The organism is Paenibacillus sp. J31R120, assembly GCF_056269225.1.
In genome coordinates, this window is sequence record NZ_JBWDNN010000004.1 from 204525 (window position 1) to 230952 (window position 26428).

25 protein-coding genes and 4 pseudogenes are annotated in these 26428 nt (G+C 42.7%); 16 read left to right on the forward strand and 13 right to left on the reverse strand.

Features of this window, described 5'->3' with window-relative positions:
* Positions 1-24 precede the first annotated feature (24 nt).
* Both AC0YNW_RS16395 and AC0YNW_RS16400 read left to right on the forward strand, forming a co-directional pair.
* Entirely contained in the window at positions 25-585 is a 561-nt protein-coding gene (locus AC0YNW_RS16395) for an RNA polymerase sigma factor (protein WP_475832837.1), read from the forward strand.
* Positions 563-1354, forward strand: coding sequence for a hypothetical protein (locus tag AC0YNW_RS16400; protein ID WP_475832838.1), 792 nt, complete (start codon positions 563-565; stop codon positions 1352-1354). The genes AC0YNW_RS16395 and AC0YNW_RS16400 overlap by 23 nt, the downstream gene beginning before the upstream one ends.
* Positions 1355-1400: 46 nt before the next feature.
* On the opposite strand, the gene AC0YNW_RS16405 is transcribed toward AC0YNW_RS16400, so the two are convergent.
* The 6 genes from AC0YNW_RS16405 to AC0YNW_RS16430 form a co-directional block, all read right to left on the reverse strand.
* A complete protein-coding gene (locus tag AC0YNW_RS16405) occupies positions 1401-2399 on the reverse strand; it encodes a FecCD family ABC transporter permease (protein ID WP_475832839.1) in 999 nt (332 codons plus the stop codon).
* Positions 2392-3402 carry a FecCD family ABC transporter permease gene (locus AC0YNW_RS16410; RefSeq protein WP_475832840.1) on the reverse strand — a complete coding sequence of 337 codons (1011 nt, stop codon included), beginning with the start codon at positions 3400-3402 and terminating at the stop codon, positions 2392-2394. Before AC0YNW_RS16410 ends, AC0YNW_RS16405 begins: the two co-directional genes overlap by 8 nt.
* 77 nt (positions 3403-3479) lie before the next feature.
* On the reverse strand, positions 3480-5441 hold the full coding sequence (locus AC0YNW_RS16415) for an ABC transporter substrate-binding protein (protein WP_475832841.1): 1962 nt from the start codon (positions 5439-5441) through the stop codon (positions 3480-3482).
* A 204-nt stretch (positions 5442-5645) separates the two neighbouring features.
* Positions 5646-6347 carry a hypothetical protein gene (locus tag AC0YNW_RS16420; RefSeq protein WP_475832842.1) on the reverse strand — a complete coding sequence of 234 codons (702 nt, stop codon included), beginning with the start codon at positions 6345-6347 and terminating at the stop codon, positions 5646-5648.
* Positions 6337-6804: an RNA polymerase sigma factor gene (locus AC0YNW_RS16425; RefSeq protein ID WP_475832843.1), complete on the reverse strand. Its 468-nt coding sequence runs from the start codon at positions 6802-6804 to the stop codon at positions 6337-6339. Before AC0YNW_RS16425 ends, AC0YNW_RS16420 begins: the two co-directional genes overlap by 11 nt.
* Positions 6805-6913: 109 nt before the next feature.
* Complete coding sequence (locus AC0YNW_RS16430) at positions 6914-7615, reverse strand: CatB-related O-acetyltransferase (RefSeq protein ID WP_475832844.1); 702 nt, start codon at positions 7613-7615, stop codon at positions 6914-6916.
* Between the two features lie 170 nt (positions 7616-7785).
* Here AC0YNW_RS16430 and AC0YNW_RS16435 point away from each other — a divergent pair, with 170 nt between their 5' ends.
* Positions 7786-8364 carry a DUF4256 domain-containing protein gene (locus tag AC0YNW_RS16435; protein ID WP_475832845.1) on the forward strand — a complete coding sequence of 193 codons (579 nt, stop codon included), beginning with the start codon at positions 7786-7788 and terminating at the stop codon, positions 8362-8364.
* Between the two features lie 24 nt (positions 8365-8388).
* Positions 8389-8730, forward strand: coding sequence for a hypothetical protein (locus tag AC0YNW_RS16440; protein ID WP_475832846.1), 342 nt, complete (start codon positions 8389-8391; stop codon positions 8728-8730).
* Positions 8731-9165: 435 nt separating this feature from the next.
* Here AC0YNW_RS16440 and AC0YNW_RS16445 read toward each other — a convergent pair whose 3' ends face one another.
* Both AC0YNW_RS16445 and AC0YNW_RS16450 read right to left on the reverse strand, forming a co-directional pair.
* Positions 9166-9609: a GNAT family N-acetyltransferase gene (locus AC0YNW_RS16445; RefSeq protein ID WP_475832847.1), complete on the reverse strand. Its 444-nt coding sequence runs from the start codon at positions 9607-9609 to the stop codon at positions 9166-9168.
* Between the two features lie 52 nt (positions 9610-9661).
* Positions 9662-10114 (reverse strand): MarR family winged helix-turn-helix transcriptional regulator, encoded by a 453-nt coding sequence (locus AC0YNW_RS16450; protein ID WP_475832848.1) that lies wholly within the window; start codon positions 10112-10114, stop codon positions 9662-9664.
* A 114-nt stretch (positions 10115-10228) separates the two neighbouring features.
* Between AC0YNW_RS16450 and AC0YNW_RS16455 the strand changes: the two genes are divergently transcribed.
* Positions 10229-10873, forward strand: coding sequence for a YczE/YyaS/YitT family protein (locus AC0YNW_RS16455; RefSeq protein WP_475832849.1), 645 nt, complete (start codon positions 10229-10231; stop codon positions 10871-10873).
* A gap of 66 nt (positions 10874-10939) precedes the next feature.
* Here AC0YNW_RS16455 and AC0YNW_RS16460 read toward each other — a convergent pair whose 3' ends face one another.
* The 4 genes and pseudogenes from AC0YNW_RS16460 to AC0YNW_RS16475 all read right to left on the reverse strand — a co-directional run.
* On the reverse strand, positions 10940-11320 hold the full coding sequence (locus AC0YNW_RS16460; RefSeq protein WP_475833161.1) for a DUF6262 family protein: 381 nt from the start codon (positions 11318-11320) through the stop codon (positions 10940-10942).
* A pseudogene (locus AC0YNW_RS16465) lies at positions 11313-13305 on the reverse strand (tyrosine-type recombinase/integrase). The gene AC0YNW_RS16460 and the pseudogene AC0YNW_RS16465 overlap by 8 nt, the downstream one beginning before the upstream one ends.
* 13 nt (positions 13306-13318) lie before the next feature.
* Positions 13319-14067, reverse strand: a pseudogene (locus AC0YNW_RS16470) (tyrosine-type recombinase/integrase).
* A 66-nt stretch (positions 14068-14133) separates the two neighbouring features.
* Positions 14134-14439: pseudogene (locus tag AC0YNW_RS16475) on the reverse strand (site-specific integrase); the annotation flags it as partial.
* A 501-nt stretch (positions 14440-14940) separates the two neighbouring features.
* On the opposite strand from AC0YNW_RS16475, the gene AC0YNW_RS16480 reads away from it, so the two are divergent.
* Genes AC0YNW_RS16480 through AC0YNW_RS16495 form a run of 4 tightly spaced genes read left to right on the forward strand, consistent with a single transcriptional unit; the run spans position 14941 to position 16697 of the window.
* Complete coding sequence (locus tag AC0YNW_RS16480; protein ID WP_475832850.1) at positions 14941-15414, forward strand: CDI toxin immunity protein; 474 nt, start codon at positions 14941-14943, stop codon at positions 15412-15414.
* Between the two features lie 2 nt (positions 15415-15416).
* Positions 15417-15644, forward strand: a complete 228-nt coding sequence (locus AC0YNW_RS16485) for a hypothetical protein (RefSeq protein WP_475833179.1) — start codon at positions 15417-15419, stop codon at positions 15642-15644.
* An 11-nt stretch (positions 15645-15655) separates the two neighbouring features.
* Positions 15656-16144 (forward strand): NADAR family protein, encoded by a 489-nt coding sequence (locus AC0YNW_RS16490; RefSeq protein WP_475833162.1) that lies wholly within the window; start codon positions 15656-15658, stop codon positions 16142-16144.
* A gap of 22 nt (positions 16145-16166) precedes the next feature.
* A complete protein-coding gene (locus tag AC0YNW_RS16495) occupies positions 16167-16697 on the forward strand; it encodes a GNAT family N-acetyltransferase (protein WP_475833163.1) in 531 nt (176 codons plus the stop codon).
* Between the two features lie 84 nt (positions 16698-16781).
* Here AC0YNW_RS16495 and AC0YNW_RS16500 read toward each other — a convergent pair whose 3' ends face one another.
* Positions 16782-17861 carry a DUF418 domain-containing protein gene (locus tag AC0YNW_RS16500; RefSeq protein ID WP_475832851.1) on the reverse strand — a complete coding sequence of 360 codons (1080 nt, stop codon included), beginning with the start codon at positions 17859-17861 and terminating at the stop codon, positions 16782-16784.
* A gap of 210 nt (positions 17862-18071) precedes the next feature.
* Between AC0YNW_RS16500 and AC0YNW_RS16505 the strand changes: the two genes are divergently transcribed.
* The 7 genes and pseudogenes from AC0YNW_RS16505 to AC0YNW_RS16535 all read left to right on the forward strand — a co-directional run bounded on the left by AC0YNW_RS16505 (position 18072) and on the right by AC0YNW_RS16535 (position 26402).
* On the forward strand, positions 18072-20081 hold the full coding sequence (locus AC0YNW_RS16505; protein WP_475832852.1) for a copper amine oxidase N-terminal domain-containing protein: 2010 nt from the start codon (positions 18072-18074) through the stop codon (positions 20079-20081).
* A 70-nt stretch (positions 20082-20151) separates the two neighbouring features.
* Positions 20152-20422, forward strand: a pseudogene (locus AC0YNW_RS16510) (hypothetical protein).
* A 13-nt stretch (positions 20423-20435) separates the two neighbouring features.
* Positions 20436-20978 (forward strand): histidine phosphatase family protein, encoded by a 543-nt coding sequence (locus tag AC0YNW_RS16515; protein WP_475832853.1) that lies wholly within the window; start codon positions 20436-20438, stop codon positions 20976-20978.
* A 216-nt stretch (positions 20979-21194) separates the two neighbouring features.
* Positions 21195-22376: an MFS transporter gene (locus AC0YNW_RS16520; RefSeq protein ID WP_475832854.1), complete on the forward strand. Its 1182-nt coding sequence runs from the start codon at positions 21195-21197 to the stop codon at positions 22374-22376.
* Positions 22377-22491: 115 nt separating this feature from the next.
* Positions 22492-23169: a sensor domain-containing protein gene (locus tag AC0YNW_RS16525; RefSeq protein WP_475832855.1), complete on the forward strand. Its 678-nt coding sequence runs from the start codon at positions 22492-22494 to the stop codon at positions 23167-23169.
* Between the two features lie 204 nt (positions 23170-23373).
* On the forward strand, positions 23374-24078 hold the full coding sequence (locus tag AC0YNW_RS16530) for an ABC transporter ATP-binding protein (protein ID WP_475832856.1): 705 nt from the start codon (positions 23374-23376) through the stop codon (positions 24076-24078).
* Positions 24078-26402, forward strand: coding sequence for an ABC transporter permease (locus AC0YNW_RS16535; protein ID WP_475832857.1), 2325 nt, complete (start codon positions 24078-24080; stop codon positions 26400-26402). Before AC0YNW_RS16530 ends, AC0YNW_RS16535 begins: the two co-directional genes overlap by 1 nt.
* The last annotated feature ends 26 nt before the right edge of the window (positions 26403-26428 follow it).

The following is a 26428-nucleotide window of genomic DNA, read 5'->3' on the forward strand; positions in this document are numbered from 1 at the left end:
AAAAGAGAAAGGAGGTTCACAATCATGGATTTGAAGAAACACATCGATCAGGTTCTGCACGGAGATGTTCATGCATTTGAGATGATTGTTCGCCATTTTGAAAGAAAGATATTTGCGTTTTGTTATTTCATGCTTGGCAATCGGCAGGAAGCCGAAGATGCGGCGCAAGAGGTCTTTTTTAAGGCCTATCGGAATTTGGCAAGCTATCGGCATGAAAGTGATGAGTTGCTATTGGCATGGTTGTATAAGATTGCGTCGAATCATTGCAGGACATTGCTCAAAAGGAATAATAAATGGTACCACCTGATGCCTTTGTTTAGGAATGACGGTAATGAGAAGAGTGCCGAACAGGCATTTTCCGATAAAGCTGATGTACAGCTGCAGCTGCTTGAGGGTTTAAACGCGGCAGAGAAGGAGATTCTGGCATTGCGAGTCATCGAAGATCGGCCTTTCCAAGAAATTTCAGCTATCTTGGGTATTAGCTCTGCTACAGTGCGAAAGCGATTCGAACGCATTAAGGTGAAGTTAATAAAAAATCGAAACCAATTGGAGGGCACCCGATATGAACAGCGATTTGAATATTGATCGATTAATTCACAAAATGAAAGAAACCAGAATACCCGACGCTGAGATAGCCGGTAAAGTGATGCAAAAAGTACATTCCTTCCATGGCAATCAGCGTGTTCAAAAACAGCAGCGGTTCAGGATCAGCCCCATCTGGACTGCGGTGTGTGTCGTGTTATTGATTTCTACTGCATCGGTAAGCGCTGCTGCTCTCCTCAAAACCAATTGGAATGGAATCCAAATTAATATCCGTGATTATGGCGAGAGTGCGTCCCAGCCTGCGGAGAAGAGTGATATCTCCTATAAGGAGGAGCTTGAGGCGTTTTTGTTTAAAATGTCAGATGTTTGGGAGACGTTATCCGTAGATGAAGCAGCGAAGCAATTTTCATACCCTCTATTGAGACCGCAAGATAGCAAATTTACACTTGTGAAATCGGTTGGTGTCGTGCCGAGGGACCCTAATTATCGCGTGAAGACAGCAGGCGAATGGTTTGTGAGCGGATTTTACGATTTCTTTCAGTGGAAACAAACAGATATTGTGGTAAGACAATATCTAGACGGGCATATGACGGATTCTTTGCGAGATCCCAGCAAGACGCTGGAAATGAACTATGGAGCTTCATGGGAATATGTTGAAATTACAGATGATATACTGGCAATGTATGATGGAGAGAATTTCTTATCAGTAAGCTATAAAACGGCTGATCTTAACGTCATTACTTTAGAAATAAGCGGAGATTTGAAAAAAGCCGATATGGTCGCACTCGCAAAGACATACGTAGGGAAATAATGATAGATAATAGGGCACTTCGAAGTGCCCTATTATGCCGTTTACATCATGCAGCTTTCCGTTTAAATAGCAGGTACATAAAGAAAGGCGCGCCGATTCCGGCGGTGAAGACGCCCGCAGGGATATCGAGCGGCAGGAAGAGCATTCGCCCGGCTAGATCCGCGAGCAACAAAATGATGGCGCCTAGCACTGCCGATAAGGGGATGATCAGCTTATACGAATGACCGACAAGCTTCCTGGCCATATGCGGCGCCAGTAATCCGATAAACGAGACCATACCTGCAACGCCGACAGCAGCTCCCGCGAGCGCCACGCTATAAAACAACAAGACCATTCGGCTGAGCTGAAGCCTGCTACCAAGTCCGACGGCAGTCGCTTCTCCTAGTGATTGGACATTAAGTTCTTTGGCGAAAAGAAAGGATAACGGGATAAATACAGCGACCCACGGCCAAAGCACCTCGATATACGTCCAATTCGTCCCGTAGATACTTCCCGTCATCCAGTTCAGCACTTGTGCGGCTAAGTAGGCGGGACCGCTGATAAGTAAAAACATCGTCAGCGCGCCCATTGCGGTAGATATGCCTATGCCGATTAGGACGAGTCTAAAAGGGGAGATCCCCTTTTTCCAAGCTAATACATAGTTGATCAAAGCGGTAAGAAACGCACCGGCAACAGCGATAACCGGTACCCAGTGAATGCTATAACCGGTGACCAGGGTCATGAACGCGACGACAGCTACCGAAGCTCCTCCCGTCACACCCAGCAGATCGGGGGAGGCGAGCGGGTTACGAATGACGCCTTGAAGTACGGCACCGGCAACCGCCAGAGCAGCTCCAACCAATATGGCGGCGAGGATACGCGGCAAACGGAACTGTATAATGATCAAGTCGCTTGCTTCTTCGTTCTTGCCGATGAGCGACAGAAAGGTCTCCTTAAAAGGGATGCTCGTCCCTCCAAAAGACAAGCAGACGATAGATAATGCCAACATGGCGAGGCTAAATCCGGCTATGATGAAAACGGCCTTTTGGGTTTTTCCTTTATGCATGCTTCCTCCTTCTCGCCACATGGATCAGGAATGGCACGCCGATAATAGCGGTTGCCACGCCGACCGGAACTTCCTTGGGCATAAGGATGAAACGCGAGACAAGATCTGCACATACAAGCAGAAGGCCCCCCGTTAATGCGCAGTAGGGCAGGAGCCAGCGGTAGTCGTTGCCCACCAGATAGCGGCAAAGATGCGGCACAATTAAGCCGATGAAGGCGATAGGACCAGCAGTGGCGACCGAGCTGCCTGCCAGAAGCACAACGGCAATTACAGATAGTACCCGGATGAGCAGCATGCGCTGTCCCAGGCTCTTGGCACTCTCATCGCCAAGTGCCATCACATTAAGCGAGCCCGACAATAGCAGTGACAAGAGCCAGCCGATAAAGAGATAAGGCAGTACAATGAGCAGATGATCCATTTTCCTGTCTGCCACCGAGCCGATCATCCAGAACAAGGCCGCCTCAAGCGATTGCTTGTTCACTAGCATAATGCCGGAAGTGATAGACGAGGCGAATGCCGCAATGGATGCACCGGCCAGTGTGAGCCTAATCGGCTCAAAGCCGCTTCTGCCCTGAAAGCCAAGTGTGAACACAAGCAGCGATGTGACTGCAGCGCCAGCCAAGGCGATCCAAACCATTCCGCTCATCGTCAGAGATGAACCGAGAACGGCCAGCGCGATCACGATAAATAATACAGCGCCAGCATTAATGCCGAATATGGAAGGGGAGGCGAGCGGATTCCTGGTCAGCACCTGCATAATGGCGCCCGCAATCGCGAGGCTTCCTCCAACCGCTGCCGCAATGAGCGCACGAGGCATCCGGGTGTTCGTAATGATAATGTGAGCGTCGGAGCCGTCATATTGGGTATAGGCCAGCCATACATCTCTGATCTCAAAGGTATGGATGCCGTACAAAATACTGGCAAGCATGCCGGCGAGCAGCAGCAGGAAGCCAATGATCAAGCCCGCTTGCTTGCTTCTGCGGCTGTGCAGCCCTAAAGCCATATGGATTCATTCCTTTCATCATAAACAAGCTGACGTCTCATAAGCACGACGTCAGCTTGCGTATTCCTTATGCCAAATTACTTGATGTCAAAATAGGCCACGATCTCATCAAGCAGCAGGTTTGCAGCTTTGTAGCCGCCCGCTGTATTCCAAATCGCTTCATCCACTTGGACGACCTTATTGTTTTGCACGACATTTAATTTTTTGAACAGGGGATCATTCATCCACTCCTCAACCACTTTGGCGGCATCCGTCTTGCCGGCTGCTTCCGTCACAAAGTAGAACAAGACATCGCCGTCCATGCTAGGAATGGTTTCTTTGGACATGACTTCAATGAAGGAATCCTTGTCCTGCGATTCCGGACGTGCGAAGCCAAGATCGTTCAAGAGTACGCCCGAGAACGTTTGCTTCTGATAAATCCGCACCTGAGAAGCCGAGAAGCGGGCTACCGATACTTTGGTATTCGCTTTGTCGCCAATTTTGGCTTTTACCTCAGCCACGCGCTGGTCGAACTCTGCCATTGCCTTGTCGCCTTCTTCAGTCTTATTGACAGCTTCCATGTACAGCTTGAAGTTAACTTTCCAGTCTCCGCCCAAGTCCTCCGCGAATACCGTTGGAGCAATCTGATTCAGCTGCTCATAGATCTTTTCCTGTCTAACTTTATTCCCGATAATCAGATCCGGCTTCAAGCTGGCGATCAATTCAATATTCGGCTGCAGCTCATCGCCGACCGCTGTAACCTCCTGCATGTCATCCTTGATATGGTCATACCATGGATCGCCAATCCAGGATTGGACAGCTCCGATCGGTGTAATGCCGACGGCAAGCAGCGCCTCCGTGCCTTCGTTCGTAAGAATAACGACACGCTCAGGCGTGCCTGTTAGCGTTGTTTCTCCCATTGCATGCTTAATGACGCGAGATGCATCGGCAGATGGCGCATCCGTAGGAGCAGGAGTTGTAGTCGAGACATTGGTGCTCACTGTATTAGAGCCGCCATTGGCCGAATTCGTATTCGATGGACCAGTTGAGCAAGCGCTCAGCAACAAAATCAAACAAAGCAATAATGAAGCAGCCATCGGTGTTCTTTTTCCGCTGTACATAGGTGATCTTCCCACTTTCTTGTAATGATAATGATTTTCATAACCATTACCACTATACCGTCTGAGTCTGCGTGGGACAATGGCATATCTTGAACGATCGGCAGGATTATTTTGAACTTTTGCTTTGAATTGACCTAGCGAGAGGCCCACATGTTTTTTGAACATCCGATTAAAGTAACTGTCATCGGAGAAGCCTACGCTCTCCGCAATTTCTTGCAACGTGGCATCTGTGTTCAGCAGAAGCTCCTTTGCCTTGTCGATACGAAGTGCAATCATATAGTCAATGGGGCTCTTACCAACAGTCTGCTTAAACTTCCGCGACAAGTAGCTCACGCTGCAATCAAGTCGTTCGGCAAGCTCGTCGAGTGTGACACGATCCCCATAATTCTCTTGAAGGTATCGCATGGCTTGTGAGACAAGATCGACCTTCTTGCCTTGAATGCCTTGCTTGCTCATCTGACTTAAAAGCTCATGTACAAATTGATAGAATAAGATTTTTATATGTAATTTTTCTAACATGCTCGGCTGCAGCCACTCTTTCTCCATTCGTTCCACTAGGTGGTATAGAGGGAGCGGATAGTCTGGAGCAAAGCTATATTGCAATTGGAATGGATTGTTCGACTCCATCAGCTTCACTAAGGGCTGGCGTGCAGGCAAGGCCAGAACGGCTTTATAAAAAATCATATAATATTCGAAAAAGTGCTCAACCGCAATATCCAGGCACATTCCTTTGCCGCCATGCAGCACATGAAACCGATCTACGAAGCTTGCGTTTCCGTCCATCCACACCTGCGCACTGCCGCGAATCGTATACACAAAAGTGCTGGCAGGCAACCGATAGGATCGCAGCTCATCTCCCGGCTCCAAGACCGTGTGGCGAACATCTATCACTTTGATCGAAGCTTGATTCCATAGCAATAGGTGATCACTCATGTTCATGGAGTCATTTCATTCCCTTCCAAACGTATCAGCATAGCGATGAGAAACTATCTTTTATTATAAATGATAACGATTCTCAATTACAATAGATAGATAAAAGTTTGAGGCTATCCGAGCGGATAGCCTCTGTTCATTAATATGGCCATTCTAGATAGCGCTGAGTATCATAAGCACAAGGCCTGTCTCAGAAGGTCCAAATGACATCTAATTTCCATACTCTTTCCAATACTTCTCAAGGCGATCCTTAAGTGCGGCATCCAGATCTTTTCCATCCTCTGCATCCCATTGAGCCTTTACGATGACATCCGACAAAGGTCCGCTAAGTCCTCTCCGGCCACCTGTCATGCCCAGCTCGGGCAACCATTCAATTTGGGAGTACCACCGTTCCGCGTAATCTTTGGTCCCGCCGGCATTCTTGACGATAAACAAGCGGTGCAGGATGTTAGCTTCGTCTCGATAGTTGTAGTAAAAATAGCCCTTCTTTTTAAGCGCATCTGTAATATCGAATTTTTCGCCGTTTACGCTTGCGATGAGGCGTCCCCAGGATTTCTTCACGAGCCAAGGCCCATCGCCATCGCCCCCCATCACCTTTGTAGAATTGCCGTTTATTTCATAGTGTAAGCTGTCGCCGTTTGCAAAGGTAACCGTTTGTCCTTTACCTTTAAAAAAGCGATCGTACATCTTTTCAATGTCGCCTGATACTGCAGCATAGGCCGTTGCCGAGATGAGGATTAGAAGTAAGCTGGCAGATAGCGAGATAAGTATTTTGCGATAGACAACTCGGCCTTTTCGAGTTGATGGATACGAAGTCTGGCGCGGTTGTTCGATGGCTGTCCACATCTTCTCTTTCTGATCCTCGTTGGGAGCAATAGCCTTGAATAGTTCATTGATATGATTATTTGCCATAATATCCTCCTAAGCTTAGCTTCATGAGCTTGCGACCCTTCGCCAGCTGGGTTTGGATCGTGCTTTCTTTTCGGTTGATCATGCTTGCAATTTCTTTGACCGAATAATCTTCGAAATAATAGAGATAGAGTACGATTTTGTATTTCTCGGGCAACGCCAGCAGGTATTCAAGCACCTCTCCGGGTTGTCCAATTTCATCCCCAAAAACCCCTTCAGGCAAGCGCGTGATCTCGACTCTCCGCGTTCTCCACCAGTTTTTCAGCAAATCTCTGCAGTGGTTCTTGGCTGTTACGATTAACCATGCCTTCTCATGCTCGTGATCAGAAAAAGACGTGTTGGAGTGTACTAGTTTCATAAAAATGGATTGAACGGCATCCTCCGTATCTGTTGGATTTTTGAGATACATGAAACAAATGCGGTAAATCATTTCTACGTTTCGTTTATAAATGTCATGCATGCTTTCACCCCGTATATGTATAACACGATCGTGGATCAAGAAATATCCTTGTGAACTTGGGCAGAATAAATAAAGAGGGGCAAGGAGCCCCTCTTTTTCTTTTATCCGACTAACTATCGTTCCTGTTAGTTGAATCTATATGAATAAGATTACCATTGGTTTTTATTTCTCTTTGATACAAGTCATACAGCTTATCAATTGAAGAGCTTGATAGGATGTGGCTGGCTCGCTCAATATCCTTACGTTCCCAATCGAACCAACGCATTTCTTTTAACATGTCGATTTCTTGATCCGAGAAGCGTTTCTTTATCTCCTTGGCAGGATTGCCGCCAACGATTGTATAGGGCGGCACATCTTTAATCACAACGGATCCCGCTGCTACAATGGCGCCTTCGCCGATTCTCACACCCGGCATAATCATGGCGTTCATGCCAATCCAGGCATCACTTTCAATGATGGTATCCCCTTTTGGCTCGTAAGAGGTGGAAATCTGCTCCACAAATGGATAGACGGTAATCCAATCCGAACGATGATTGTGATTCCCACCCATTAAAATGATGACGCCACTTGCAATGCATACGTAATTTCCTATAATTAATTTATCTAAAATCCAGCCGAAGTCTTCGGCGGGATTAAATAATGCTCTTGATTTTTCATCTCCCCAAAGGTATCTCACGCATCCATCTTGAAAATCATGATTATTGTAATAACCAGAGTAGTAGGAGTATTCCCCTACTTCGATCATTGGATTGGTGACGATATCCTTCAGATATTTGATTTCCGACCAGTGGTTGAACCGATGCTGTGTCATGTATATTCCTCGCTTCCAAGTAATTTAAATTCTTTTACTTAGAAGCGCAATACAATGGCAACGTTCTTAAACCTTTTCAAACGACGAATCATCGTCCTCATCCTTTTCCTGTTGATGGGGACATTGTAACAATGAATCTTTTGCAGGTCAATTCGAAGGGAGTCATTACCATGGCCAATAACAATGAAATCGCTGCAGCAGAGCTGTCGGCAGAGCAACGCGAAGCATTATTCAAAGCATTGAAAGCACGGTTTGAGAAAAACATGATTCGTCATGAGGGTCTTGATTGGGCGAGTGTACAAGCGAAGCTTGAGGCCAACGCCGGAAAACTGTGGTCGCTCAATGAGATGGAGAGAACGGGCGGCGAGCCGGATGTTGTTCATTATGAGAATAAAACAGGCGAATATTTCTTCTATGATTGTTCGGCGGAAAGCCCGAAAGGCCGCAGAAGCCTGTGCTACGACAATGCAGCGCTGGAGTCGAGAAAGGAACATAAGCCGGCTAATAGTGCGGTCGGAATGGCCTCTGAGATGGGCATTGAGCTGTTAACGGAGGCACAATACCGGGCGCTGCAGCAGCTTGGAAATTTTGACGCAAAATCATCGAGCTGGGTCATAACGCCTGACCCTATAAGAAAGCTCGGCGGAGCCCTCTTTTGCGACCGTCGCTACGATACTGTCTTTGTGTACCACAATGGGGCAGAGTCCTATTATGCTGCAAGGGGCTTTCGTGGTTCGCTGAAGGTGTGATCAGAGCGGGGAGTGATGCGCTTTATGAAAAGAGTACAGTTCATCACATTGACCATAGGCATTTTGTTTATTCTGTTATCGATTACCCCGGTAGTGCTAATTGTACGTGAGTGGATCATTGATGCTTACGTAGATGCCAGGTATGAAGTAAAAGAAGTATTAAACATAAGAAATGAGTCCAGGAAGAGTGATCGCGGGACTGAACCTCTGGAATGGAAGGGGAATGTAATAGAGGTTAAAGTTGAAGACACAGGAGAGCTTGCACCCAAAACGATTCATCGAGCACAACAAGAAGAACATATTATGAAAATATCCATTTTCATTAATGGCAATCGAGCAGTTGAACCCGCTGATGGAAGAATATAAAAACTCGCAGTCGTGGCTAATCATTAGCATGAATGATCAAGGGAATACAAGTGAGAAAATCTTCTCCTATTCCGAAAGAGGGAGTCACTGGTTAGGCGTTAAGCTAATATTGCTTTCCTCGCAGTCGGACTTCGTGGATATCAATCGGATGTATTGGCCCATATTCCCAATCTCTTTTTCCCGGTTGTATTTCCAATAAGCACTTTCATTTTGGGTGTACTCATGGTTTCTTTTATACTTGTAAAAAGAAATAAACCATAATGAAAAGAGGGGCGAAAGTTATCAAGACCTAAATGAAAAAAACTAAAAAAATTAAAGGGCATAACATATTTTATATGACTAATATGTTATGCCCTTTCTTATTCAAATTACGAACCCATTAATACAATTAAAATACATTCCAAAGTTTGAACCTATTAATAATGAAAAATTGTGTTATCTTTGTAAAAGCATATCGACGTGAGGAATATTATCTTCTAAATATTTTTCAGATATGGTTTGGAAACCAAAGGAACTATAGAATTTTGTTAAATAATCTTGGGCTTGGATTTTAACAGTTGTTTCTTTTAATTCGTTTTGGATAAAATCCAGCCCTTTTTTTAAAAGTTCCCCTGCCATTCCTTGTCCTCTGTATTCTTTCTTTACAAAGACTCTTCCAATCGAACTTTCTTGATAGGAAACACCTGCAGGTACAATCCTTAAATATGCAATGATTTCTCCATTGTCTTCATTAAAAAGATGATATGAAAAGGGATCTTTACCATCAACTTCTAAATAAGGACAATTTTGTTCGACCACAAAAACTAAGGTTCTTTCTTTTAATAGATTGTATAGTTCCATATTTGTTAACTCGTCAAATTTTTTTACATTCCAACTCATAAAATTTCACCTCTTGTTGTGGTTTATTGCAAATATAATAAACTTTCCATGATCAATAATTTCTTTTGTTTCCTTTTTTAACAAATTCCCAGTCAACTTCTACATTTTCCCTTACTATTTGAAGAAGATTAAAAATGGTCTCTATTTCTTCTTTTGTAAATCCATCTAGTGCAACCATATTCGAATGATCATTTTCTCTTTTTATGAAGGGATAAACATTCTTGCCTTTCTCTGTTGGGAAAAGCTTTTTTATTTTTTTGTTATTATCATCATCTTTCTTATCAATAAATCCATTTATTTCAAGCTTTTTTATAGCACGTGCTGCTGTTGTTCGGTCTACTTTTATCATCTCAGCTAACTTTTCTTGGATGATTCCGGGATATTCACATATTCGAACAAGGTATAAATACTGCCCTTTTGTGAGGTCATATTCTTTAAATTCCATATTACTAATAGAATCTAATGCCCTTGCAATCATTCCAATTTCACGAAGAATTTCTTGCATAATTAACTCCTTTCATTGATTTTTATTGTAAATACAACAAAAAACTATATATTAAATATAACTTATCATTGTTGTATTTGCAACAATAATCCAAAGAGGGGGAGTAAGAGAAAAATGAAATATGTTTTTTATGTATTTGGAATTTTAATATTAACCTTTGGTATTTCGTTCACAATACAATCAGACCTTGGAACTTCGCCTTTTGATGCACTTTTGGTGGGACTATCTAAAAACGTTGGGCTAACAGTAGGTAGTTGGGAAATCATTCTAGCTTTCATATTGATTGTTTGTAATTCATTTTTAAAAAGACAAAAACCTGAAGTTTTGGGGTTGTTAACAGCTTTTATAGCAGGTATCGGTATTGATATGTGGCTGTTCTTATTGAACAATTTGATATCACCTGAACTATGGTATGGAAAATTTTTTTGTTTTGCAATCGGCTTAGTTGTTATAGGAATTGGTACAGCAATTTATTTACAAACAAATTTTGCACCGATTCCAGTAGACAGATTAACATTAATCCTACAAGAATTAACTAGAACAAATATATTTTTATCGAGAACATTCATTTACCTCATTTCCCTAACTATGGCATATATTTTTAATGGGCCAATTGGTATCGGAACTTTACTAACCGTTTGTTTAGGAGGAATAATACTTAATTACTTTATGCCAATCACTAAAAAAGTAATAGGCTGCCTATTATTAAACACTTCTAAATCACAAATTTATGATAGAGATAAAAACCATTCTACATAGAATGGTTTTGTTAATGCTTCTTCTAACCTGCTTCGTTAGTTGAAGAAGGGGGAACGTTGATCTCTCTTATAACTTTTTATAGACATCTGCATATGCTACTTTCAGTTGCTCCCTTAATTGCCTGTTTTCCTCTGCTAACTTTTGATTTTTTCTTTTTAGGGATGCAATGAGAGCATCTTTGTTGTATTCGTTCATTTCTCGCTTTACCTGTTTGGGAGTCGGTACTTGTGACTGTTGATTTCGTAATGTTTCAATTCTTGAACGGAAATCTTTGTTGTTATACAATGTTGCTTTTGAAACATCAGCTTCGCTGGATACACTGTTAAAGTTTATTTTCTCATTGGTCCGTATGAGCCTTTTAAGGGCTTCATCCACCTTTTGATAGGTGTTAGCTTTACGATTGGCATGAATGGATTTTAAGTGGGCAGAACGGTCATATTCAGTTATTTTGAACACTTAACTTTCTTTTCATCCGATCCTGTCTACCAAAGATGATATTTCCTTCTTGTAAGGTATTTAAGATGTATTGATAGCGTAGAAGGTTCTTTTCATTTTTTTAGCAATATCTTCTCGGCCACGTTGTTTCGCTATCTCAACAGCTTTTGTAGCTGTTTTGACATGAAGTTCATACTTTTGCTGATCTAATTCCCAAAAACCTACTGCTAAGTCCTTACATGGCGTTTGGTTATCGCCACAAGTTAGGCATGGAGGTGCTTCCATGTGAGGACAATTACCATTCAGACGAGCATGACACGTTCCATAAGGGCTGTCCATCGCATTGAGTTTATGGGCTTGCCATAACGCATCTAGTATATCGGCAGGTATATCCTCTCCCGCTTTGATTTCTTGTACCTCACCGTTTAAGTCGAAACTAAAAACTCCTTGTTTCATAACTGATTCAAATGCTTTTCTTTTTGTATTATCTAATAACTTGGCATATCGCATTGTAATTTCGGGTGACGCATGAGCTAATAACTCTTGTACCGTTAGAATATCCGCACCACCATTTAACATTTTCACCCCGCAGGTGTGACGGAATTGGTGAGCTTTGAAATGAAACAGATTTCCATTTTCATCTGTAATGTTTTTTCGCCTGGCTAAAATATTTAGTTGCTCTTGAACCCACCCTTGAGAAAAAGGTTTACCTTTTCGTTGACCTCGATAGCGAACAAAAATATACCCTTTGGGATTATTTTCCTGATGACTTAGTTTTTTGGTTTTATTAATAAGTACGGCAAGAATATCGGCTAACTCATTGTCAATGGGAATTCGATGCCCTTTTACATATGTTTTTTCAATATCTGTTGCAATGGAGTATTGACCATTAAGTTTTACCAAGCAATCAGAGGTTAGTCCTAATACATCGGATATTCTAAGGCCTGTTTTAAACGCGACCCAGACAACAGGAATTACATCTTTATGTAAGTCATCAATATGAGTAAATAGTTGCTCTAATACATAGTCAGGGATGTAATCAATTTGATCAATTGATTTTTTTCTTCGTTTAGGTTTATCTTCTTGAAAGATCAATAATCGCACATGCGTTTCGGGAGCCATGTCATATTCAAATCGTTGGATGTCTTCAAGAAACTTTTGCAAAGTTGATAATGATTCATTTACATAGCGTTCAGGATGCGAGTTTCGGTTATGCAAGTTGTTTTTTGAGTATTCATGTAAGTGTTCAATGTATCTTTCAATGTGTGCTCGGTTTAAATGCTTTAAATCCTTCCATGTTGGTTCCAATGAGAATATATAGGTTAAAAACTTTGGTAAAAATAACAGATAGATTAGTGCTGTAGCCCATGAAAAATTATTTTTACTAAGCAATCGTTGTTTCACATATTTTTTTATTTGTTCCCGAACTTTAACATCTATCTTTTTCCCACTCTTCTCGTTTATCACTATATTGGAAGAAAAGATTGTAAATCTTTTTCAGTAAATTTGCTACGCCTGATTTGTAACCATTTTTCGTAAGAATGTTTACCCCATTCTCATTAAGCCAAAATAAATACTCTCGTTTCAATATCTAAATCCAACAAAGATGATAGTTTAGGATGTTTTTCGTTTAAGAACTCCGTCATTTTTTTTAATGAACTTTGATAACAATATATACTCTTGATTGACCATAAATCATTAAACAATTGCTGATAAAAGACATACTTCACTTCTAAATTGATTGAAGGTTTACTAAATTCAAAGTGAATATTTTTATTTGAAAAATTATAGTTTGCTACCAGTTCTTCAAACTGTTTAATTTCGCCTATATCGTTAATATTCCATTTGTCATTGACTAAGAAATATGGATCTTTTACTCTCTCAATTGAAACAGAACCATTTTCTTGAATTGTTTTTATGGGATAAGTGGAAAGATCTCTTTGTAATCCTTCGTGAAAGCCTATTTCATCTACCTGAACATTCTTGAATTGTTTCAACCAGTTACTCCTATCAGTCATTTTTCTTTAGGTTAAATTCGGATTGAGCATTTTGCCAATCTTGTCGAATATCTTCATCCGACGGATGTAGGTACAGATTCATTGTTGTTTGAATTTGAGAGTGACCTAATCGTTCTTGCACTTGTTTAATATCCTTCGTTTTCTGGTAGTAGATTGTAGCGTGTGTATGCCGAAATAGGTTAAGTGTAGGTTTATCTCTGTTTTCTTTTTCAAACGCTTAAATAAGGATTCTACGTTCCAATATTCCATTGGCTTTCCAATATCTTTTCCTCGCAGTTTTACAAAAACAAAGTTTGTGTCCAATTCTAATTCATCAAGCACTTCATACAAATAGTCGTCATATAAATCCATTAAGGACTGTGATACATAGATTTCTCGTTCTCCAGTCTTTAACATCGCTCCGTTTTCTAATTCCCCCCGATCCACTAGACGAATTCGATGCCCTTTACCATGATCAAAAATAAAATCCTCCATAAAAAGAGCAAGAGCTTCTCCAATACGCAATCCCGTTTCAAATAACAATTGGATTAAGAACTTATCTCGGATATTAGTGGTTGCTTGTAATACCTGCTGTACTTGTTCTTTTGTGAGTGTACCTACTTTTCTTCGTGGTTCTTTTAATTTTAGTATGTTTCTGATAGAGGGATTTCCCTTATTTACATGGTGTAAAAAACTTTTGAAGCGTGAGTGTCCACCTGTAAAAACTTGCTTCATCAGCTTTTCCATTATGTCGCTTTGCATTTCTTCATTTCGATAAAGGTAGTCATAGAAGTTTGCTATAACCGTAATTGTAAGGTTAATTGTCTTTTCCGTTCGTTTTGCTTTCTCTTGTTGAAGGGGAGTAACATTTGAACTCTGATAAGGGCTTCTTAACCATCCCACAAAATCAACTAAATCCTCAAATTTAATAAACCTATAATCTCTCTCTTTTTCTGGTAAGTAGATATAAAAATGTTTTAAGGAATAGCAATATGTCTTTTGAGTATTAGGACTCTTTCCTGTCTTATCCAAATAATTTATATATTTCATAACCGGCATTACAGGGAACCCATTTTGATTTAGTAATATGTATCTCTTGTTGTTACCCTCAATAAGAATTTCTTGTACCCTCATAACATTTCACCTCTAAAAATATTAACGCTCGGCCTAAAGCCCCCTCGCTACATTATGCCTCCCTCTGTGGGTCGATGTCCTTCAAATTAAACAAACATATGTTCCTGTATATTATAGACATATTATACTATATTTTCAATATCTAATTAACAAGTTTAATGTACAAAAGAAAGAGGATATATGTTCATATATTGAACATAATATCCTCTTATTAGTTTAGTCTATTTAAGACTGCCCCCTCTTTTCATTATGGTTTATTTAGCATTAGGTTCTACTTTGGTCCTCAGAGAAGAAGCCGTTATGCCGCCCGGCGCCCCCTACATGCGGATAGCGATGGCATCTTTCAATGTACGCACCTTTCCATTTGCAGAGCATAGTGTGATTTCACCACAATCATTTAACAAAATTGGAAATGATGTTAAAGTTGTTTGTGTACATTTATACAGTGATGCAGACAAGAGCCCCTGCTAGCTTTATTGGTATCTGTAATGAGGTGGTAACATGGATGATAAACAGTCGAGAAGATGGAGACTGGAACAGCTATTACGAAGACAAAAGGCTAAGCAAACTCGCTCTTATGGGCTTTTATTTGAAGAATGCTTGCAGGAGCTGGGCGATAATGTGCGTATTTTCTCAGAGGAAGCAAGCGAGTCTATGCGGGAAGAATTAGTTAGAGCATATCCTTTCACGGCCTGGGGGAGAATCCATTGGGATCAGATTGCGCATCATGAGGTACGGGCAGCACAAGATATACCCACATTATTAGAGGCGTTGAACATCGATCATAGCTTGCCGATATTTATAATATGGAGCGGTGACCATCCGGTTCTCCACGCTAATCTTCAAAGCGTTCTTCGTGCACTAGACCATGTATTGGCAGTCGATTTTGATACTTATCTATATAGTCCCACGCAATATGTGATTGAGTTTTACCATGAGGGTGAAATTATGGTTGGAATAGGGAGGTCGAACTGAAAATGAATTTTGATGATATTCAGAAAAAGATTGCGGATGATAGAAGGGAAATGAGCGAGCTTGCGCCAGAGGAGCGGATTATCCATTTTTATGAAACCAATAAACCTTACGGTTGTTTTTCGAATTTCGCTAAATATCCCATCCTCATGCATAATAAAGAATGGGCAACTACGGAGCATTATTTTCAAGCACAGAAATTTCAACGGAACATGAGGAAGAGGTCCGGCTAGCCCTCACGCCTATGGAAGCGGCTAGGTTAGGGCGGGATAGAAGTAAGCCCCTTCGCTCTGATTGGGAAGAGTGCAAGGTTCAGATTATGAAGGATGCGCTGCTTGCTAAGGTAGATCAGCATCCTGTTATCAAATCCATCCTCCTCTCTACAGGAAATTGCACCTTGGTTGAACGCACCACCAATGATCATTTCTGGGGAGATGGCGGCAACGGTAAAGGCCAGAATATGCTGGGCAAATTATTAATGGAAATTAGAAAAGGCTTAGACGAATATGATCCTGAGTTTTTCCTGCCTCAATGGATTGCCTTTCCCGATTATCATCCGTTCAGCATGGGCTGGAGAATGGGAGCAGGCGAGACCTATACGATATACTTAATGGAATGGAGACAAAGACAGTCGTCGGAAGCGTTGCATGAGTACGATCAATACTTTACACCGCCAGATGAATGGCGCAAAGCTATTGAATATAGGGAATCAATTAAAAATCAGGGAAATTGAAATCATTATTGGAGGCACTACATTGAACCCAGAGCTGCACACAGAACGCCTTTATTTGCGTAAAATGGACGTTTCGGATTCGGCCAGTTTGTTTCGCATATGGTCTGATCCGGATGTAATCGAATTTATGAATATTGATCCATTTGCAGATGAGAACCAGGCTAGAGAAATGATTCAGTTCCTGAACAATCTCTCTGAGGATGACCAGGCGATTCGTTTCACCATAATCGAGAAGGAGTCCGGCCAGATCATTGGCTCTGGCGGATACAATTTCCTGGATATGGAGCATGCCAAGGCAGAAATCGGTTATGACATTGCCAAAGGCTATTGGGGCAAAGGCTACGCAACGGAAGCTATCGGCGCGTTGGTAGAGTACGCCTTTTCGACTTTGAAGCTGAATCGAATTGAAGCCAAAGTTGAACCCCCAAATGTGAATTCTATTAGAGTCTTACAAAAGCTGAGCTTTACGCACGAGGGCACCTTAAGACAGTATGAAAAAATAAAAGGGATATTTAAGGATATCAGCATCTATTCAAAACTTGCAACGGATTAAGCATCACGGCAAATGAGCCTCTCGCATCTTGAAGTTTCTTATTCAACATGCGAGAGGTTTCTTTTTGTTGAGCGCTCCACAGCGTTAGCCTAGTTTCCTCATCACCCACTCGATTGGCCCTCTTGCCATCCGTTTTCTCCACCAATGCGAGAAGACAATAGCTGCTATAAAGTACAAGCTTGCGTAAGCTATTGCAAACACTAGGCTGCCATTCTCCAAATAGCTTGCCCATTCAAGCAGCCCTAGACCAAGCAAGATATGTCCAATATAGTGGGACAAAGAGAGCTGCCCGGTATGAATCATCGCTTGGGTCAGGAGGGATTTCTCGAATTTCTCTACTGCATATAGGCAGAGCGAAAGGAAGGCCATAGCGGAACAAATTCCGGAGAGCACATACAGCATAGTAGGAGGCATCGGTTTTGTCCCAAATAGATAAATCGCCGCTTCGCTTCCCAGTACGGGAGAGGCCGATTTAATCAGGAAATAGGAAAGAGATTCAATCACAACGGTCCCAGACAAGGAATACAGCAATACTTTCAAACGGTTATGCGGGTTCAGCCATTCCTTTCTGCCTATCCACATGCCAATGAGGAAAAAGCCGAACCAAGGAAACAGAGGATGGAAGCCGTTCAATAACAGATTGCGGGTGAAGCCTTCCAAGGTCCAAAAGCCTGCGTACGATTGAAAGTCCGCGTCCCATCCCTTGGTGTAATCGAACAGGACCAGCAACAACTGAGCAGTAATCAGGACAAAGATAAACAGTCCCAATATACGTCTGTCTGACGTCGTTATGAGTAGCGTTGCGGCAAGCAAGAATACCGCATAGTAATGCAAAATATCGGCGTTCCATTCCAGCAACAGCAAGAGCATGCCAGCGACGAACAGGAAAGCCGCCCTTTTATATAGGCTATACCGATTGCGCCGAATCAACTCCTCACTCTTTGTCATCCGGGCTTTCGAGGTCATGAGCGACACCCCGATACCGGCGAGCAGGACAAATAGGGCAGAGGCCCTCCCCTCTAATAAACCTGCGATCTTTTGCAATAGTTCCGATCCGTCATTCCCTGCTTGCATGGCAAGCTTATAGTTAACGATTATCATGCCAAAGATTGCCCACGCTCTTGCATAATCAAGAGCTGTTATCCGCGTTTTCAACTGGTTCATTCCGCTTCATCCTCTGTTCGTGTATGGTATGAAATCCACGATACAGCTTAGGTCAGACCTAAGGTCAAGCACCTCCAGAGTTTACTTGCTTTTAATAACCCATATTTTGAATGGGATAAGTGAAAGCTTTTGTCAAAAAAGAAGGAATTTTTGGCATATATATCGAATTATCTCGATTGTCTGGATGACTATGGAAAAGGGGATAGTAAGATGAGGAAGTTGGCAGCAATGATGTTGAGCTTGTTTCTGCTGGTCAGTTTGATTCCGACAGTTGGGGCAGCACAGGCGGAGACAAAAGCTACAAGGATTGCGGATGTAAAAGGCGATATGATTTTGATGGAGGATGGCACTCTTTGGCTGAAGCGGCCTTGGGTAGCAACCGGGTATATGAAAGCCAGTATAGACGCCACTTCTTTTGGCAAACCGTATGGCTATGCTTTAACAAGCAAAGGAGAGCTTATTTCCTGGGACAATCATGGTCTTCCAACAGTTGACAAGAGCCAAAACGGTATCAAGTACTTAGCATACGGTGCTTATATAAAAAAGGATGGAACGGTTTGGTATTATAACGGCGAGCAAATAGAGGGACTGAAGAATATTGTCCTTTACGAAAGAAATTCTATGGACCACGTTTATTTGACGACTAGCGGTGAAATCTATCATTCGTATATTCGTGACGCTGTGGTGGATAAGGTTGAAGATCCTAACTCCATTGTGTCTTTACTAATGACGGGCGACAATGACGTTGCTTATATGGACAACACAGGCAAAGTTGTGGTGGTGAAAGTTCATCACTTCGATTACAACGACGGAAAGGTTACCTTCCGTCCCAAAGTATTAACGAATGATGCCGCTCATATCCAATACAACTCGGACAATGCGCTTGTGGTTACCAAGAAAGACGGAACCGTGTGGTTGTCTGGCAGCTACACAGACCAAGATAAACTCGTGAAGCAAGTGAAAGGAATTCAAACAGCAGTAAAAGCTGTTCCTTATTCTGGAACCTTGCATGAAACCAAAAAAGCGGACGATTCCAATAGTTCGATTATTGTAAAGAGTAATGACATCACTATGCTAGTCAAGCATCAAGATGGCAGCTGGAAGGTTCATGTTGGCGACAAGGTTACCAACATCCAGGCCCCAGGAGCGACCGGGATTACATTCACAACATCGAATGCGCAGCCGTCAGTAGGGAATACAATATACTTCAAGGTTGTTCAACAATACAGCAACGGGTATAAAGAGACTTTATCGAATAAGAGCTATTCCATTGAGATTGACAAGTCGCAATTGTTAAAAGTAACAAAGGACGGCTCTTATAAGGTGACAGGTGTAGGGGAGGCGAAGGTAACCGTAAAGGCAGGCGGGAAAAGCCAAACTCTTACGATTACAGCCAAGCTTGGAAAAAGTTTAACTGGGGCCGTCAATATCAACAACGTCACTTATTTGCCGATTCAATCCGTGTTCCAATCGCTTGGAGGCACCGTCGCTTACACGGCAGCCAGCAAGACATATGACGTCACGATTGGTACGACGACTATTCAACTAAAGGTTGGGCAGAAGAACGCGAAGGTGAACGGCAAAGATACTGCCATGGAACAGGCAGTTCGCGAAGAGAAGGGCAAAGCATTGTTCCCGGCAAGCCTATTGTCCAAGTCATTGGGTGCGAAGCTGCAGTGGGATGCCAAGCTCAAGCAAATGAAAGTATCGTTTGGTTCCGCATTTATGATTATAGAGTCGGCTGACACGCCGAAAATCAAGAAGCAAGATGCGCAGGGCACGCTTGTTAAGTATTTGAATAAGTCGTTTTGGGTGAACAGTTATAAAAACTGGGAGCGATTCTCCAAGGTTACGGTAACAGACATCGTTCCAGTAGGCAGCGACAATTTCCAGGTAGTCTTTAAGGATGCCAAAGGGAATACGCTGCAATCTGACATCATGTCGAAGGACTTTGTCTCGCGAGTTTTGGATGATTCGTATACGTTCTTGTCGTACGACCCGTATAAGAAGTATAACTGGTCGGCCGCAACATGGAATTCCATTAAGGCATCAAAGATTTCCATTGGAATGAACAAGACGCAAGTGGAGTTTTCATGGGGACGGCCTAATGATATTTCCAAATTAACGAGCGAGAAGACAACGATTGAAGTGTGGAGCTACGGCAGCAGTCAATATGTCGCTTTTACAAATGGCACGGTAACACAAATTTATACGCTATAAGCTAGTGAGCCGCGCAGACGCCCAAAAGGGCTGGTGTGCGGCTCTTTAAGTAACGAAGGAGGCATATTCCATGGGCAATTTATTGCAGGTGAGGGTAACAGGGATTTTGGTGGAGGACGGAAAAGTTTTATTGGTGAAGCAAAGGGTGACGTCTGAGCGGGCATGGTCGTTGCCGACTTCCATCTAATGAGTTTGATCTTAATCCCATCCGCGATGTCGCGATGGTACCGATACTCGATCTTGTTCATTATGGTTTCACGGAAAAGTTCAAGACGCTTGTTCAGAATGGGTTTCCAGAGGCAGGCAGCTATAAGGGACTGAAGGGCAATATTGGCTTATAAGGAGGCTACGTAGATGAAAAACATTTATGTTGTGCGACATTGCCAGGCGGAGGGGCAAGCCCCTGATGCCCCATTAACCGTTGCTGGTGTGCAGCAAGCGGAAAAGCTTGCCGAGTTTCTTTCGGACAAAAATATCGATTCTATCATTTCGAGTCCGTTCAATAGAGCTTACTGGACAATAACCCCACTGGCCGATAAGCTTGGCATTGAGATCGTTTTGGAGGAAAGATTGTCTGAGAGGGTCTTATCAGGTAAGAACCATCCCGAGTGGCGAGATATGCTTCTTCAGACATACGAAGATCTCGACTTATGTTATGAAGGCGGGGAATCCAGCAACGCGGCAATGGGCCGTGCCATCAGTGTGGTCAAGGAAGTACTGAATAGCCAGAACAGCAATATTGTAGTCGTGTCACATGGCAACCTGATATCGCTTATGTTAAAGTATTTCGATCATCGAATCGGGTTCAAAGAATGGGAGACACTATCCAATCCTGATGTATATCGGCTCTCCTTTTTAGAGGATGAACCGAATATACATAGAATATGGGTGGATTAGTATCAGAGAACGTCCCTCAATTCCAGGGGTGTTCTTTTTTTTTCGTACAGAGGCATTCTCCATATATATCAAAAATATTAAGTCTGCAAATGTTTTTCATATTAGGATTGTCGAAGGCGACATGCTAACATATACAAATGCACAGCTAGAGAGGGGACTGTTGTTTGCTTAGTTTCCGCTGCATGTTTTTTATCCAATTCGTATAGGTGGTCCTTTATGTTAAAGAAGTCAGCATTCCCGTTACTGTTGTTGAATATGTTCCTCGCTAATCTAAGTATGGGTCTTGTCATTCCGATCGTGCCGGAGCTTCTCGAGATGTTTTCGGCAAGCGGACAGGCTGCGGGTTATTTGGTCGCTTGCTTCGGCCTGACCCAGTTTCTATTCTCACCCCTTGCAGGCAATTTATCAGACCGTTACGGCCGTAAACCGATGATTATTATCGGTTTGATCCTGTTCGCACTATCCAACCTGCTTGCAGCGTTAGCAAGCGATCTTACTTTATTATTCGTATCGCGATTGATTGGCGGGATAGGCTCAGCAGCCTTAATCCCGTCCATTATTGCGTACATTGCCGACATTACTACAGCTGATCAGCGTAGCAAGTCAATGTCTTGGTTAGGCGCGTCGATGACATCCGGGTTTATTATTGGACCGGGAGTCGGCGGACTGCTTGCAGAATGGGGCATCAAGGCGCCATTCTATGTATCCGCATGTGTAGGGCTTGTGGCGATGATTTGCAGTCTGTGGGGATTACCTGAATCGCTGTCGGCGGACATACGCAAGATGCGTCAGCAAGTGAAGGAAAAGAAGGAGAATGTTTTCCGGCAAATTGTGCTTTCGGTTCGTACTCGCTACTTTTTCCTGTTGCTCATTGTTTTCGCTATGACCTTCGGTTTGACGCATTTTGAAGCAATTTTTCCGCTGTTTGTCGTACAGGTCTATGGATTCTCGACGCGTGAAATCGCTATACTGCTGACCGTATGCTCGCTCATCGGCACATTGAATCAACTATTGTTGACCGAGCGAATTACACAACGATTCGGGGAAAAACGGATTATCGGAGCCATGCTGTTGTTGTCGGCGGTATCCCTTGTATGTTTATTATTTTCAGGCCATTTCTATTATGTCATGGCAGTGACGATGCTTTTCTTTACCTTCACCAATATTTTGCGTCCCACGATCAATACGCTGCTGTCGAAAGTGGCTGGAGATGAACAAGGGTTTGTGGCAGGGATGAATAATGCGTATACGAGTCTTGGCATGATATTTGGACCGATGCTGGCCGGTATTTTGTTTGAGGTTCATGTCAACCTGCCTTATCTGTTTGGCGGATTTGTACTGCTGGTGAGCAGCATCTTCTCGGGAAGCCGATTGAGAAAGGTATTCGCTGGGTCCTAGACTAAAGGCGGGGTTTTTGACACTTCCAAAGACGGTTATAACGATGAATTATGGCGGTTACAATGGATTTATAACTTTGAGCGTGAACTTATGAATCCAAAGGAAGTGTTTGAATATGAAGGCAACTGAAGCGACTGCCAACCTGCCGAAAGGTAAAGCGAATGGGGTGCTTTTTAATCCAAAAACCTATGCATCGATCCTCTATTTATTGCTATCTCTCCCGTTAGGAATTGTTTACTTTACAGTAGCGATAACGGGGCTTGCTCTAGCGATCGGTTTAACGCCAATCTTTATCAGAATACCGCTGTTCTTTGGAGTAGCTAAAATGTTGAACGGGATTGTGAGTTTTGAACAAAGCATGATTCGCCACATTTTGGGCTTGCCGGCAGCTCCTGTTACGCACTCCTACAATCAGCAGTCTGATGCTGGGCAGAACTGGCTTATGAGAATGGTGCGAGGTTTTGACAGTGGGCTATTCATTCGGAATCTGCTGCTCATATTACTGAGATTTGTAACAGGTATTGTATTCTTTGTGATTATGGTCACTTTGCTTTCTCTAGGGCTTGGACTTATTGCTCTTCCAGTCGTGCATATCATATTGATGAAAGAAATTCAGGTTGATATTTTGGAGGATAGTGTATTCAGTTACTTTCAAATAGATTGGACCTATAATCAGCAATATGTACTGTACGTAGGCGTTGGCATTGTATTTATGTGGATCGCGCTTCGAGTCGTGCACGGGCTTATGGATATTCAGCGCAGACTTATGTATGTGGATGATAAGGAGTTTTAGAAGCGAACGAAGTAGGCGTGTTAAGCAATTAGGGAAATTCGAACGGAGCAGCCATTAAGAGGCTGCTTCTTTTTTGTATGCAAGCCGAGTGAACCGAAATCAAATCCATCCGGAGACGGATACCAAGATACATCGGGTGCAGGATGAAGTATTTTCTGGTTGGTATAATATGGTACTTAAAAGCAGGGTGAGGAGATGTCATAAGTGAAAACGCTAATTGAATTCAAAAACGTAACGAAAGAATACCAAATTGGAGAAGTGCCAATCAAGGCTCTGGATGGTGTGGACTTTTCCATATCGGAGGGGGAATTCGTCGTTATTCTGGGCGCAAGCGGAGCTGGGAAGAGCACCATTCTGAATATTCTTGGCGGCATGGATACGGCTACCACGGGACAAGTGTTTGTGGGCGGTCAGGAAATTACACAGCTCAGCGAAAAGAAATTGACCGAATATCGCGGCGAGAGTGTCGGCTTTGTCTTCCAATTCTATAACTTGATTCCGAATCTCAACGCTTTGGAGAATGTTGAATTTGCTGCTGAAGTTTGTAGTGACCATCTGGATGCCAAAGATATTTTACATAAAGTCGGATTATCGGATCGAATCAAAAACTTTCCTTCCCAGCTCTCGGGAGGAGAACAACAAAGGGTGGCCATCGCTAGAGCCGTTGCCAAAAATCCGTTGCTTTTACTCTGTGACGAACCAACCGGAGCTCTGGATTATGTGACAGGCAAGTCCGTTCTAAAGCTCCTGCAAAATTTGAATACAGAAACGAAGAAATGCATTGTACTGGTCACGCATAACTCCGCAATTGCTCCAATGGCGGATAAAATTATTAAGGTCAAAAGCGGAAAGATAGAAAGCATCATGATCAATCATCAGAAACAAAGGGTTGAAGGGATTGAGTGGTGATGAAGCTATTTTTGAAGCTATTGAGGGATATTAAACAATCCATAGGCCAAATGCTAGCGTTGGTTGTGGTTGTCGCGGTAGGCGCTTTTTTCTATGCGGGGCTGGTAACATATAGCGATAGTCTGAGCGCTTATACGGAGATTTATTTTAAAGAACATCGTTTAAGCGACTTGAATGTCTATTACAGTCAAATTTCCAAGGATGATGTGGCAAGATTGAGCAAGGTGGAAGGCATTAAGAAGTTAGAAGGGCGCTATACCTTTGATGCGGAGCAAGCCTTTGAGAATTCTAAAGCTTCTCTGAAAATTCATTCCATCCCGACGCAAAATGGAATAAACACGCCTGCTATGATTGTGGGCAGCATCCCGTCAAAAAAAGGCGAGATCATGTTGGATTCCCATTATGCAGAGGAACATGGCTATCGTGTTGGCGATCAAATCAGCCTGAGAGCGAATGAAAAAGACATCACGCTTACTATTAGCGGCTTGGGCGAGAATGTTGAGTATGCCAAAAAGAACGAAATCCAAGACCATAAAAACTACGGTATAGGTTATATAGCCGAAGAGACTATATCCGCAATTGCAGACAGCTTTTATTATAACGAAATTATGATTGAAGTCCAGGAAGGTTACGACACGGCTGAATTGGGGAAGTCGATTGAGCTGCAATCCAAGGAGCTCTCTTATGTGGATCAGGTAAGCAAAGAACGTACGTTCAATTATTCTCAGATCCATCAAACGATACACAACAATAAATTAATGAGTAAGGTTATACCTTTAGTTCTCTTTGTAATTGAAGCGATTATCCTGTTTCTTGTTATGTCGCGGGTTATCGATTCGCAAAGAAATCAAGTTGGCATCATGAAGGCTTTGGGTGTGAAAAATAGAAGCATCATGCTTCATTACATGGGATATCCTGTGCTAGTAGGCATACTCGGCTCAATCATTGGTTGTGCGATTGCCGCTGGGGTATTTATTCCAATGGTTACGGTGTCGAATGCAAGGGCCTATTCACTGCCTGACATTACATTCTCGCTTTCATTGTATTCGATCATTCCTCCCATTATTTTCTCAAGCGCATTCGGAATCCTGGCCTGTTATTTAAGCGGCAGAACCCTATTGAAAGAGCGAGCGGCACAGGCCATGCGCCCGAAACCTCCGAAGAAGATGAAAGGGCTGTTGATAGAAAAAGTCCCTGGCATTTGGAGTCGCATTCCCTATAGCTACAAGCTCATTTTGAGAAACCTATTGTTAAATAAGCAAAGGGCTCTGGCGAGCTCCATTGGCGTTGTGATCAGCACCGTGTTATTGATAACCGCATTCGGCACTCAATCGGCTTTGCTGAAGGTTGCGGACCAAATTGAAGAGGTGTACACCTATGATCTAAGAGTAGATTACACGAGGGGAACATCTCCAGATTCATTCGAGCTGCCCTCCGGGATTAAAGACAGCTATTCCTTATCCACCTTTCCTGTTGAATTCACAAAAGATAATGAACGAGAAAATGCCGCTTTAGTTGTTACTGAAAAGGATAACAGTCTCATTCATTTCTTTGACAAGAATGACAACAAGATAGCTTTGGAGGATCATGGTGTACTGGTGCCCAAATCCTACGCGGACAAACATCATATTTCAGTAGGAGATATGATTAACATCAAGTTCACGGCACCAGAGCTCAATAATAAAGCTGTAGAGATGAAGGTATTGAACATATCCAATCAGTATTCGAATCCTTCATTTTATAGCACCCCGGACTATATGGAGAGCCTTGGCGTAGACTACAGTCCAACGTCGCTTTTCATTCAAGCCAACCGTTCAGCGGATCTGATAAGCATCCGCAGCTTTTTTGAACAAGATCAACAAGTAGATGTGATAGCGGATAAGAGTGATTTGAAAAAATCAGCTCAATATATTTTGCAACAAAACAGCTTTGTATTCATCATGTTTATCATTAGTGCCGTCACGCTTTCCTTTGGCGCCATCTATACGATATCCTCCATCAACATTTATGAGAGGAATCGCGAGCTTGCCACGCTTAAGGTATTAGGCTATCAAAAAAACAAAATAAACAGGCTTATCTTCTTCGAAAATATCATATTGACCACGTTCGCGGTCATTGTGGCTTTACCGATAAGCGGCTATGTGTATGCCGTCATTGTAAAGGCACTATCTAGCGCCCATCAGCAAATCCCGGATCAATTGAATATGGTGAACATGTTGATATCCATTATGCTAGCGTTCTTGCTTACCATTCTATCCAACTTGCTGCTCAGACGAAAAGTGTCCCGCATCCATATGATTGAATCGTTAAAGAGCGTAGAGTAACACGCTGAAGAATTGGAGATAGCTCA